Source organism: Hymenobacter segetis (assembly GCF_038448715.1).
Taxonomy (GTDB): domain Bacteria; phylum Bacteroidota; class Bacteroidia; order Cytophagales; family Hymenobacteraceae; genus Hymenobacter; species Hymenobacter segetis.
On the sequence record NZ_JBCEVZ010000107.1, the window covers coordinates 1 to 11,213 of the forward strand.

The 11,213-nt window shown below is 59.7% G+C and carries 12 protein-coding genes; 11 read left to right on the forward strand and 1 reads right to left on the reverse strand.

Annotated elements, in window-relative coordinates; genetic code table 11:
- From AAFH49_RS21970 to AAFH49_RS22015, 10 genes are all read left to right on the forward strand, one after another.
- A partial coding sequence (locus AAFH49_RS21970) for a 3-oxoacyl-[acyl-carrier-protein] synthase III C-terminal domain-containing protein (RefSeq protein ID WP_342301597.1) occupies positions 1-565 on the forward strand: 565 nt, incomplete at its 5' end.
- Positions 566-701: 136 nt separating this feature from the next.
- Complete coding sequence (gene efp / locus AAFH49_RS21975) at positions 702-1,265, forward strand: elongation factor P (RefSeq protein WP_342301599.1); 564 nt, start codon at positions 702-704, stop codon at positions 1,263-1,265.
- An 83-nt stretch (positions 1,266-1,348) separates the two neighbouring features.
- Positions 1,349-1,816 (forward strand): acetyl-CoA carboxylase biotin carboxyl carrier protein, encoded by a 468-nt coding sequence (gene accB / locus AAFH49_RS21980; RefSeq protein WP_342301601.1) that lies wholly within the window; start codon positions 1,349-1,351, stop codon positions 1,814-1,816.
- Between the two features lie 126 nt (positions 1,817-1,942).
- Positions 1,943-3,289 carry an acetyl-CoA carboxylase biotin carboxylase subunit gene (gene accC / locus AAFH49_RS21985; RefSeq protein WP_342301602.1) on the forward strand — a complete coding sequence of 449 codons (1,347 nt, stop codon included), beginning with the start codon at positions 1,943-1,945 and terminating at the stop codon, positions 3,287-3,289.
- Positions 3,290-3,441: 152 nt separating this feature from the next.
- Entirely contained in the window at positions 3,442-3,804 is a 363-nt protein-coding gene (locus AAFH49_RS21990) for a hypothetical protein (RefSeq protein ID WP_342301603.1), read from the forward strand.
- An 87-nt stretch (positions 3,805-3,891) separates the two neighbouring features.
- Entirely contained in the window at positions 3,892-4,296 is a 405-nt protein-coding gene (locus tag AAFH49_RS21995; protein ID WP_342301604.1) for a hypothetical protein, read from the forward strand.
- 303 nt (positions 4,297-4,599) lie between these two features.
- Positions 4,600-5,205, forward strand: coding sequence for a hypothetical protein (locus tag AAFH49_RS22000; RefSeq protein WP_342301606.1), 606 nt, complete (start codon positions 4,600-4,602; stop codon positions 5,203-5,205).
- Between the two features lie 58 nt (positions 5,206-5,263).
- Positions 5,264-5,659 carry a hypothetical protein gene (locus AAFH49_RS22005; RefSeq protein ID WP_342301608.1) on the forward strand — a complete coding sequence of 132 codons (396 nt, stop codon included), beginning with the start codon at positions 5,264-5,266 and terminating at the stop codon, positions 5,657-5,659.
- A 258-nt stretch (positions 5,660-5,917) separates the two neighbouring features.
- The gene (locus tag AAFH49_RS22010) at positions 5,918-7,309 is read left to right on the forward strand and encodes a dihydrolipoamide acetyltransferase family protein (protein WP_342301609.1); all 1,392 of its coding nucleotides are present in this window, start codon (positions 5,918-5,920) and stop codon (positions 7,307-7,309) included.
- 109 nt (positions 7,310-7,418) lie between these two features.
- The gene (locus AAFH49_RS22015; protein WP_198068127.1) at positions 7,419-7,616 is read left to right on the forward strand and encodes a hypothetical protein; all 198 of its coding nucleotides are present in this window, start codon (positions 7,419-7,421) and stop codon (positions 7,614-7,616) included.
- Positions 7,617-7,698: 82 nt separating this feature from the next.
- Here the strand turns inward: AAFH49_RS22015 and AAFH49_RS22020 are convergent, their stop codons facing one another.
- On the reverse strand, positions 7,699-10,329 hold the full coding sequence (locus AAFH49_RS22020; protein ID WP_342301611.1) for a valine--tRNA ligase: 2,631 nt from the start codon (positions 10,327-10,329) through the stop codon (positions 7,699-7,701).
- Positions 10,330-10,742: 413 nt separating this feature from the next.
- Here AAFH49_RS22020 and AAFH49_RS22025 point away from each other — a divergent pair.
- The coding region (locus tag AAFH49_RS22025) for a carbon-nitrogen hydrolase family protein (RefSeq protein ID WP_342301612.1) at positions 10,743-11,213 on the forward strand (471 nt) is incomplete at its 3' end.

Genomic DNA, 11,213 nt, shown 5'->3' on the forward strand with positions numbered 1-11,213 from the left:
GGACTACACCGACCGCGCCAACTGCATCTTGTTTGGCGACGGCGCGGCGGCCGTATTGCTCGAACCCAGCACCGATGGCTTCGGCATCCTCGACCAGGTACTGCGCACCGACGGCTCGGGCGAAGCTTACCTGCACCAGAAAGCCGGCGGCAGCCGCCGCCCGCCATCACACGCCACCGTGGATGCCAAGGAGCATTACATCTATCAGGAGGGCGCTACGGTTTTCAAATTTGCCGTAAAGAGCATGGCCGACGTGGCCGCCCAGGTAATGGAGCGCAACCACCTCAGCAAAGACGACGTGGCCTTCCTGGTGCCTCACCAGGCCAACAAGCGCATCATCGACGCCACCGCCAACCGCATGGGCGTGGGTCCGGAGAAGGTGATGCTGAACATCGACCGCTACGGCAACACCACCAACGCCACCATCCCGCTGTGCCTGGCCGACTACGAAAGCCAGCTACGTCGCGGCGACAACCTCGTGCTGGCGGCCTTCGGTGGCGGCTTCACTTGGGGCTCCATCTACCTCAAATGGGCGTATGATGGCAACAGCGTTGCGGTTAGCTAATGGCCATTAGCTGTTAGCTTTGTCACTCCTTTGGATTTTCAGTTGTTTAATAGCCCTTAGCTGTTGAATAACTGCTCATAAAAACACCCACAAAACAGCTGATAGCCCCCGGCTGTCAGCTAAAAGTTTAGAAACCATGGCATCAACCGCCGACTTCCGCAACGGGCTCGTTCTTAACTACAACAACGAGCTGCACGTCATCACCGAGTTTCAGCACGTGAAGCCCGGCAAAGGCCCCGCCTTTGTGCGCACCAAAATGCGCAACATCAAAACCGGTCGCACCATTGATAACACCTTCAACGCCGGTGTGAAAGTGGAGACGGCCCGCGTGGAGCAGCGCCCGCATCAGTTCCTCTTCAAGGACGACTACGGCTACAACTTCATGGACAATTCGACCTTCGAGCAGATTGTACTGTCCGAGGAGCTGGTGCCTTTCGCCGACATCATGAAGGAAGGCCAGGAGGTCACCATCCTCATGCACGCCGAAACCGAGCAGCCCCTCACGGCCGAACTGCCCACCACCGTGGACCTGGTAGTTACTTACACCGAGCCCGGTCTGCGCGGCGACACCGCCACCAACACCCTGAAACCCGCCACCGTAGAAACCGGTGCCCGCATCCAGGTGCCGCTGTTCGTTGACGTAGACACCAAAATCCGCATCAAGACCAGCGACTACAGCTACGTGGAGCGCGTAAAGTAGGATTTAAGCCGATACTTAATAGCTGATAGCGCGCAACCAGCCGCTGATTGAACATGTCAAACCCGCCCAAAAAGGACGCTGCAATGAAAGCCAAAGAACTCCAGGAACTGCTCGATTTTATCGCCAAATCGGGCTTGAATAAGGTCAACATTGAAACCGAAGAATTTAAAATCTCGGTACAGCGCGACCCCAATACCAAGCACGTAACGACGATGGCAGCCCCGGTAGCTCACGCGCCCGCTCCCGTAGCCGCAGCCCCCGCACCAGTAGCCGCACCCGCCGCCCCGACAGCAGCTTCGGAAGCACCCGCTGGCAACTACAAGCCCCTGAAGGCCCCCATGATTGGCACCTTCTACCGCAGCAGCGGTCCGGAAGCGCCGGCCTTCGTGCAGGTAGGCGACATGGTGGAAAAAGGACAGGTTATCTGCATCATCGAGGCGATGAAGTTGTTCAACGAGATTGAAGCCGAAGAAAGCGGCCGCATCGTGAAGGCGCTGGTGGACAACGCCACTCCGGTAGAGTACGACCAGCCCTTGTTTTTGATTGAGTAGTTTTTTTTCCTTTGTCATCCTGAGCGGAGCGAAGGACCTTATCAAGTCGGAACGAGTCGTTCAAACGTGATGAGGTCCTTCGCTCCGCTCAGGATGACATGTTTTAACCCTGACGCTCCCACCCAAATGTTCAAGAAAATACTCATCGCCAACCGGGGCGAAATTGCCCTGCGCATTATCCGCACCTGCAAGGAAATGGGCATCAAAACGGTGGCCGTGTACTCGACCGCCGACCGGGAAAGCTTGCACGTGAAGTTTGCCGATGAGGCCGTGTGCATCGGCCCGCCGGCCTCGAAAGACAGCTACCTGAGCATGCCCAACCTGATTGCGGCTTGTGAGATTACCAACGCCGACGCCATTCACCCCGGCTACGGTTTCCTGTCGGAAAACGCGGAATTCTCGCGCATCTGCGCCGAGAATGGCATCAAGTTCATCGGGGCCTCGCCCGAGATGATTAACCAGATGGGCGACAAGGCTACAGCCAAGGCGACCATGATTAAGGCCGGCGTGCCGGTGGTGCCGGGCTCGCAGGGCCTGCTCGAATCGGTGGAGCAGGGCAAGAAAATCGCCAACAAGATTAAGTACCCCGTCATCATCAAGGCTACGGCTGGCGGCGGCGGGCGCGGCATGCGCATCATTCATTCCGACGACGAATTCCAGAAAGCCTGGGACGATGCGCGCACGGAATCGAAGGCCGCGTTTGGCAACGACGGCATGTACCTGGAGAAGTACGTGGTGGAGCCGCGCCACATTGAGGTGCAGATTGTGGGCGACCAGTTCGGGCACGTCTGCCACTTGTCGGAGCGCGATTGCAGCATCCAGCGCCGCCACCAGAAGCTGGTGGAAGAAGCGCCTTCGCCGTTTATGACGGACGCGCTGCGCGAGAAAATGGGCAAGGCGGCCATTGCGGGCGCTTCGGCCATTGGCTACGAGGGCGTGGGCACGATTGAGTTCTTGGTGGATGCCAACCGGGATTTCTACTTCATGGAGATGAACACCCGCATCCAGGTGGAACACCCGGTGACGGAGGAAATCATCAACTACGACCTGATTAAGGAGCAAATCAAGGTGGCGGCGGGCATCCCGATTTCGGGCAAAAACTATTTCCCGAAGATGCACGCTATGGAATGCCGCATCAACGCCGAGGACCCGCGCAACGGGTTCCGCCCCGCGCCGGGCCGCATTACCACGCTGCACATCCCCGGCGGCCACGGTGTGCGCGTGGATACGCACGTGTATGCCGGCTACCAGATTCCGCCCAACTACGATTCGATGATTGCCAAGCTCATCACCGTGGCCCAGACCCGGGAGGAGTGCATCGTGAAAATGAAGCGCGCCCTGAGCGAGTTTGTGGTGGAAGGCGTGAAAACGACCATCCCCTTCCACTTGGCGCTGATGGATAACGAGGATTTCAAGGCGGGTAATTTTACCACGGCGTTTCTGGAGCAGTCGTTCGATTTCTCGACGATTTAGTCTCGTAATTTTCAGCCCCAGCAGAGTCGTACCCAGTAGGGCGACATGCCGGTGGTAACTCACCGCCTCATCTGTATCCAAAGCCCCGGCGGGGCGACACTCGCTCCAACGAATGCCGCTCCGCCGGGGCTTGACCTTTTACCTCGACTTGTATGCATCGCCTTTTTAAATCCCTGATTTTTTCGGCGCTGGCCAGCACCGCCCTCACCTCCTGCGCCGACGAATGCAACGGCAACATCGAAACCCTGGTGCTCTACGCCAAGCCGGGGCCGAAGGGCGTGGGCCGCGCCACCTACGTGGATGTGCTGAACAAGCCCGGTATGGGCATCAAGAAAACCCTGATGTACGAGGGCAAGGAGTTTGGCACCTTCGAGCACGTCGTCATCATCAACGACCCGGAAAGCCGCTTTGCGAAGAACAGTAAAATCTGTTTCACCACGTTTCGGGCCGATGCGGCGGCCACGGGCGGCGATTTGAACGAGGAGGGCATTCCCGAAATCACGGTGGAGAAATAGGCGGCCGCCGCCGGGCTGCGGTCGCCTTGCAACCCTGCCCCCGGGCCGGAACTCTTACGGAGAGTTTCGGCCCTTTTTCGTTGCTTTATGCGTCCACGGCTTCTCCCGGCTTGCCTGCTATTCGTTCTCTCTTTTGGCCCGTTGCGCCGTGCGGTGGGCCAGGCGGCGGCCCCGCCGCCCCGCGATACGGCCTATGCCGTGCACAATTTGTTTCGGGAGCGCCGCTTCAAGGGCCTGCGCGATTCCGGCTACGGCATGGCTGGCCTCACAGGCACGGGCTTCGAGCTGATGCACGGACAAACGGGCGCGTGGGTGCTGCTGGGCCTGCTGGGCGCGGTGCCTACGGCGCTGGGCACCCGGCAATATTTCCGCTACAGCCAGGAGCGGGAAGGCGGCGTAGTGCGGCAGTACGAGCAGGGCTGGCCCCTGCCGTCCTACGTTCGACGGCGGCTACGCCCCAAGCATTTCAAGGCGATGGAGGTGCCGCAGTAGCCCCAGAAGCCGGCCCGGCCCCGACCGGATTTGCCCCGGCCGAAGCCGGATGGTTGTCAGCCCAGACCGGATTAAATCCGGTCCCGACCGGGTAGCAGTGGGCCTCGACTGGATTAAATCCGGCCCCGGCCGGGCGCTATCCGGCCCCGACCGGATTAAATCCCGCCCCGGCCGGATAGCGCCCGGCCCTGGCAGGTTTCGTCCCGGCCCCGGCGCGGAGGAACCGGGGAATGGCAGCACCCGGAATCCGCTAAAATTCAGTTACTATTGTGCCTTACCTAACCCACAATCTCTTTTTTACCCATGGCTGATTTCTTTCCCAACACGCTACCGAAGTTCACCGACTGGGTGGGCCTGCAAACCCGCAAGCGCCCCGACTACGCCAAGGCCCTTGGCCTTACGCCGGAGGAGGTGAACGCCCGCGCCGCCGCCGATGCCGCCGTGCTGCAAGCCACCACCGACGCCGCCGATGCCCTGGCCACCTCCGCTGCCAAAGTGGCGGCCCGCGACAAAGCCATCCGCACCTACGAAACGCAAACCCGCGCCGAGGTGGCCCGCGCCAAAACCGCTCCCGGCTACACGGAGGCCATCGGCAAGGACTGCCAGTGGCTCGTCACCCCCGGCGAAACCGACTTCGCCACCCTGCGGCCCAGCCTCGAAATCCGCGACTCGGCCGAGGGCCTGGTCCTGAAATGGAGCAAAAACGGCCAGGACGGCGTGCAGGTGTTCCGCCGCGCCGCCGGCGCTAAGGAGTGGGGCCACATGCTGGCCTTCGATTCCCGCTCGCCCTACATCGACACCGAAACCGGCCTCAGCGGCTCCTTCGAGTACTACGTGCAGCTCATGAAGGACGACCGGCCCGTGGGGCAAGCCTCGGATATCGTGGCGGCGATGCACGGGGGGCGGTAGGGGCATGCAGCGACAACGGCTAGCGCCTCCGGACCACCAACCGCCCCTTTTTTCCCCGATGAAAAATGTTCTTCTTTTAGGTCTTTGCATCTACTGCTTCGCGCCGAATGCCCACGCGCAGGCGGCACTGGACCAAGAACCAAAATCGGCTTTATCGGGTGCGCCCCCGATGCTGGGCAGCCGCCCTGCCGCCAGCGAACTGGACAAAACGGGCTGGCGTTTCGAAGCAGTGCCGCGGGTTGCGGCCTTAGATAAGAAATCGGGGGAGGCCCGCTTCAAGCTGGTGGTCAATGCGGCCGGCACCCTGGATTCCGTCGTCACGGTGAGCAGCACGGTATCGGCCCGGCAGGAAGCCCTGTGCCGCATGGCGTTGGAAACAGCCCGCTTCGTTGCTATCAACGGCGCACCGGGACGCGCCACGGGCTTTTACACCTTCCGGTTTATCATTCGCTAAGCTGCTGGCTGTTCGTTGCCAGTCGCTATTTTTGCAAAGAACACAAAACGCCCCCGCCGCCCCGTGCGCCAGGGGCGTTTTGCTTCTCCCGCTCCCTTTGCGGGTCCCGAAACGCTAGCTCCCGGCCGCCCGACGGCTGGATTTATTCAAAAAAACGCCCCCGCCGCTCAATGAGCCGGGGGCGTTCGGCTTTCTGGCTACCTTTGCCCCACCAAACTCCCACCCCACCCTTAATTCCCCAAATCCCCCTCCTATAATATGGCACGAGTGGAAATGACGATGCCCAAGATGGGCGAAAGCATCATGGAAGGCACCGTCCTGAAATGGCTCAAGCAAGTTGGCGACACCATTGAGCAGGATGAATCAGTGCTGGAAGTAGCCACCGATAAAGTTGACACCGAAGTACCGGCCATCTACGCCGGCGTGCTGACGGAAATTCTGGTGCAGGAAGGCCAAGTGGTGGCCGTGGGCGCGCCCATCGCCATCATGGAAACCGATGCGGCCGCCGCTGGCGCTGCGGCTCCGGCCAGTGCCCCGGCCGCCCCACAAGCCGCCCCCGCGCCTTCCAGCAACGGCAGCGCCGTGCCCTACCTGCCCGAGCCGCAGGCTCCGCAGCCCGTTCACGCGGTTGCCGGGGCTGAGCACCAGCCCGGCCGCTTCCTTTCGCCACTGGTCCTCAGCATCGCCCGCGAAGAAGGCGTGAGCATGACGGACCTGGAGTACCTGCCCGGCACCGGCAAGGAAAACCGCGTCACCAAGAAGGATATCCTCGATTACGTGGCCGCCGGCAAGCCCTCGCTGACGGCGGTGGCCGCGGCTACGGCTTCGGTGCAGGCTCCAGCGGCTACTCCGCAACCGCAAGCTGTACCGGCAGCCCCCGCTCCTGCTGCGCCCACTCCGGCCCCAGCTGCCAGCGTCAAGCCCGTGCCCAGCGTGAGCGGCGGCCAGGAGCTGATTGAGATGGACCGGATGCGCAAGATGATTGCGCAGCGCATGGTGGACTCGAAGCGCATTTCGCCCCACGTCACCAGCTTCGTGGAGGCCGATGTGACCAACATCGTGAACTGGCGCAACAAGCACAAGGATGCCTACAAGAAGCGCGAGGGCGAAAACCTCACCTTTACGCCCATCTTCATCCAGGCCGTGGCCCGCGCCATCCAGGATTTCCCGCTGATTAACGTGTCGATTGATGGCGACTACATCATCAAGAAGCGCGACATTAACATCGGCGTGGCCGTGGCCCTGCCCAGCGGCAACCTCATCGTGCCCGTCATTCACAACGCCGACCAGCTCAACCTCAACGGCCTGAGCAAAAAGCTGAACGACCTGGCCAACCGCGCCCGTATCAACAAGCTGAAGCCCGAGGACCTGGAAGGCGGCACTTACACGCTGAGCAACGTGGGCTCGTTCGGCAACGTGATGGGCACGCCTATCATCATGCAGCCGCAGGTGGCTATCATGGCCGTGGGGGCCATCAAGAAGAAGCCTGCCGTGATTGAAACGCCACAGGGCGACCTTATCGGCATCCGTCAGTTCATGTTCCTGAGCCACAGCTACGACCACCGCGTTGTGGATGGCTCGCTCGGTGGCATGTTCGTGCGCAAAGTGGCCGATTATCTGGAGCAGTTCGACCCGAACACGGCGATTTAAGCAACCCTATTTTGTCATCCTGAGCGTAGCGAAGGACCTTATCGCGCTAGAACTTTTTGACGTGATAAGGTCCTTCGCTACGCTCAGGATGACAGTTTTTTATCCATTTATGAAAAATATTGTTTTCCTCGGGGCGCTGGTGCTAGCGCTGGGCCTCATTGGCTATTTATACCAACAACTCGATGCCACTGAAAAGGCACTGAAACTTTCGGAGCAGCGCTTTGCTGATTGCCAAAAGGTCACGTTCCAGCTTCAGAACCAACTCGCGCCCTTGCAGAAAAAGCAACCGGGCGGCATTCCGCAGTAGCCTTGACCACTGCTGCACCTGAAAATCAAAAAGCCGCTTCCTGGAATTAGGAAGCGGCTTTTTGCATTAAATAGAATTGCGTTTACAATCCTTTCAATGCCTGTTCCAGCGCGGCGATTTTAGCCTCCGCATCGGCCAGTTTCTGACGCTCCTTTTCCAGCACTTCGGGCTTGGCGTTCTGGGCGAATTTCTCGTTGCCGAGTTTCTTCTGCACCGAGTCGCGGAAGCCCTGGGCATATTCCAGCTCTTTTTCGAGGCGGGTGCGCTCGGCGGCCATGTCGATGTGACCTTCGAGGGGGATGAAGAACTCGCTGCCGCCCAGCACGAAGCTTACCGAGGCGGCGGGGCCGGCATCGGCGAAGCTCACCTCCGAAATGCTGCCCAGCTTGCGGATGATGCCTTCGTAGTCGGTCACGAGTTGCGGCTCGTCGGTTTTAGCTACCAGCGTCAGCGGCTTGTTGGGGCCGAGGTTTTTCTGGTTGCGCACGGTGCGGATGCCGGCTACGATGGCTAGGGCCTTGTCCATGTTGGCCAGCGTTTCGGCGGTATTGGCGGGGGCGGTGGCGCGGGGCCAGGGGGCCACGGTCACGTAGTCGCGGGGGCCACGCTCGGCCAGCTCGTGCCACAGCTCTTCGGTAATGAAGGGCATGAAGGGGTGTAGCAGCTTGAGCAGCGTTTCGAGGTAGGCGGTGGTGTGGCGCAGGCTCTCGGCATCGATGGGATGCTGGTAGACGGGCTTCACCATTTCTAGGTACTGGGCGCAGAAATCGTCCCACACCAGCTTGTAGATGGTCATCAGCGCATCCGACATGCGGAACTTCTCGAAATGGTCGTCCATCTCGACAATGGCGGCTTGCAGCTTGGCATTAAACCACGTCACGGCCTTTTCATTCACGAAGGGCAGCGACGCATCGGCTTCCCAGCCTTTTACGAGGCGGAAGGCGTTCCAGAGCTTGTTGCTGAAGTTGCGGCCCTGCTCCACCAGCTTCACATCGTAGAGCAGGTCGTTGCCAGCGGGAGCCGAGAACAACATGCCGGTTCGCACGCCATCGGCGCCGTACTGGGCAATGAGGTCGAGCGGGTCGGGCGAGTTGCCGAGTTGCTTGCTCATCTTGCGGCCCTGCGCGTCGCGCACAATACCGGTGAGGTACACGTTTTTGAACGGCACTTCCTGGCGGTATTCAATGCCGGCCATTATCATGCGGGCCACCCAGAAGAAGAGGATGTCCGGACCCGTCACCAAGTCGTTGGTGGGGTAGAAATAGTTGATGTCGGCGTTGTCGGGGTCTTTGAAGCCGTCGAATACCGAAATCGGCCACAGCCACGAGGAGAACCATGTATCGAGCACGTCCTCGTCCTGACGCAGGTCACTCAGTTGCAGGTCGGCCTTGCCGCTTTGGGCAATGGCTTGCTGCAAGGCATCCTCGGCGGTGAGGGCTACCACGAACGTGCCATCGGGCAGGTAATAGGCCGGAATCTGCTGGCCCCACCAGAGCTGGCGCGATATACACCAGTCGCGCACATTCTCCATCCAGGCGCGGTACATGTTCTTGAACTTGGGCGGGTGCAGCTTCACGGTGTCGTTTTCCACCACGTCGAGCGCGGGCTTGGCCATCTGCTCCATTTTCATGAACCACTGCAGACTGAGCTTGGGCTCAATCACGGCCTTGGTGCGCTCCGAGGTCTGCACGATGCTGGCGTACTCCTCGATTTTTTCGAGCAAGCCGGCTTCCTGCAAGTCCTTGGCAATCTGCTTGCGGGCCGCGAAACGGTCCTGGCCCACGTAGAGCACGGCCTTCTCGTTCAGCGTGCCGTTGTCGGCCAGAATGTCGATAACGGGCAGGTTGTGCTTCACGCCCAGCTCGTAGTCGTTCAGGTCGTGGGCGGGCGTCACTTTCAGCGCACCCGTACCGAAATCCATCGACACGTACTCGTCGAAAATCACCGGGATTTCGCGGCCCAGCAGGGGGATGCGCACTTTCTGGCCAGCCAGGTGGGCATAGCGCGGGTCATTCGGGTTCACGGCCACGGCCACGTCGGCCATGATGGTTTCGGGGCGCGACGTAGCCACGGTCAGAAACTGGTCCTCCTGCCCTACCACGGCGTATTTGAGGTAGTACATTTTGGCCTGCACATCCTTGGCAATCACCTCCTCGTCGGAAATGGCGGTGCGGCCTTCGGGGTCCCAGTTCACCATGCGCACGCCACGGTAAATCAGGCCTTTGTTATACAGGTCCACAAATACGCGGAGCACGGCATCGGTCAAATCCGGCTCCATCGTGAAGCGCGTGCGGTCCCAGTCGCACGAGGCACCGAGCTGCTTGAGCTGCTCCAGAATAATGCCGCCGTACTTGTCCTTCCACTCGAAGGCGTGGCTGAGGAATTGCTCGCGGGTGAGGTCGGTTTTATTGATGCCCTGCTCTTTCAGCAAGGCTACTACTTTGGCCTCGGTGGCGATGCTGGCGTGGTCGGTACCGGGCACCCAGCAGGCTTCCTTGCCCTGCATGCGGGCTCGGCGCACCAGCACGTCCTGAATCGTATTGTTGAGCATATGCCCCATGTGGAGCACGCCCGTCACGTTTGGCGGCGGGATTACTACGGTATAAGGCTTCTTCTTGGGGTTGGGTTTGGCTTTGAAAAAGCCCTGCTCCTGCCAGCGTTGGTACCATTTGGCTTCAACGTCGGTAGGCGAATAGGTGGTGGCGAGGGACATGGGGAGTTGTGCAAGTAGCAGAAGCAACAAAAATAGGCATTAGAACTGCGGCAGAATAAGCAATTAGGCCCAACCCAACTTATTACCCTGTCCTACTACCAGACGACTTCACCAAATCCACAGAAAGTTCTCCGTTGTCACCCCACTGGCAATGCTTTTAACGCCCGCCAGCCATCCTTGCCAAAAACCATTCAATCTCCGTCCATTTGCACTGAATTTCAATGACATGTTAAATTTTTAATATTTTTATTATCCAAAATCATATTGCCCCAAGCCCAATAAAAGCTTATCATTTTGAAAGTTGCCGACAGTACTCAGGGCTTAAAGTTTAATCTGCTCTTTGTACCTTCCGAATGATTCAGTGTGGTTTTTAGCAATAATTCATGGCTTCGCTCTTTTCTTTTCGCAAACCTGTGCCTCCGGTTCCGGCTTTGCCCGAAGTGCCGGCCCCGATTGGCACCCTGCGCATTGGCCTGGGGCAACTGCTGGTAGAGGGCGGCGAGCCCGCCCGCAACCTAGCTCGGGCCGTGGAGCAGATTGCCGAAGCCGCCGCCCAAAATTGTGAGTTGGTGCTCCTGCCGGAAACCCTGGATTTTGCCTGGACGCACCCCAGCGCCCTCTACGAGGCCCAACCCATTCCCGGCATGTATAGCAATATGCTGTGCGAAGCGGCGGCCCTCCACAAGATTTACGTGTGCGCCGGCCTCACTGAGCGCGCCGCCGATGGCCGCAACTTCAACGCCGCTATTCTCATCGACCCTCAAGGCAACATCATCGTGAAGTATCACAAGATAAACCTCTTGGATGTTGAGCAGCCGTACTACGCCGTGGGCCAGACGCTGAACGTGGTGGACACGCCACTGGGCAAAATCGGGGTGAATATC

Coding starts and splice junctions, on each gene's coding strand:
- efp (WP_342301599.1), top strand. CDS start 702: ATGGCATCAACCGCCGACTTCCGCAACGGGCTCGTTCTTAACTACAAC.
- accB (WP_342301601.1), top strand. CDS start 1,349: ATGAAAGCCAAAGAACTCCAGGAACTGCTCGATTTTATCGCCAAATCG.
- accC (WP_342301602.1), top strand. CDS start 1,943: ATGTTCAAGAAAATACTCATCGCCAACCGGGGCGAAATTGCCCTGCGC.
- AAFH49_RS21990 (WP_342301603.1), top strand. CDS start 3,442: ATGCATCGCCTTTTTAAATCCCTGATTTTTTCGGCGCTGGCCAGCACC.
- AAFH49_RS21995 (WP_342301604.1), top strand. CDS start 3,892: ATGCGTCCACGGCTTCTCCCGGCTTGCCTGCTATTCGTTCTCTCTTTT.
- AAFH49_RS22000 (WP_342301606.1), top strand. CDS start 4,600: ATGGCTGATTTCTTTCCCAACACGCTACCGAAGTTCACCGACTGGGTG.
- AAFH49_RS22005 (WP_342301608.1), top strand. CDS start 5,264: ATGAAAAATGTTCTTCTTTTAGGTCTTTGCATCTACTGCTTCGCGCCG.
- AAFH49_RS22010 (WP_342301609.1), top strand. CDS start 5,918: ATGGCACGAGTGGAAATGACGATGCCCAAGATGGGCGAAAGCATCATG.
- AAFH49_RS22015 (WP_198068127.1), top strand. CDS start 7,419: ATGAAAAATATTGTTTTCCTCGGGGCGCTGGTGCTAGCGCTGGGCCTC.
- AAFH49_RS22020 (WP_342301611.1), bottom strand. CDS start 10,329: ATGTCCCTCGCCACCACCTATTCGCCTACCGACGTTGAAGCCAAATGG.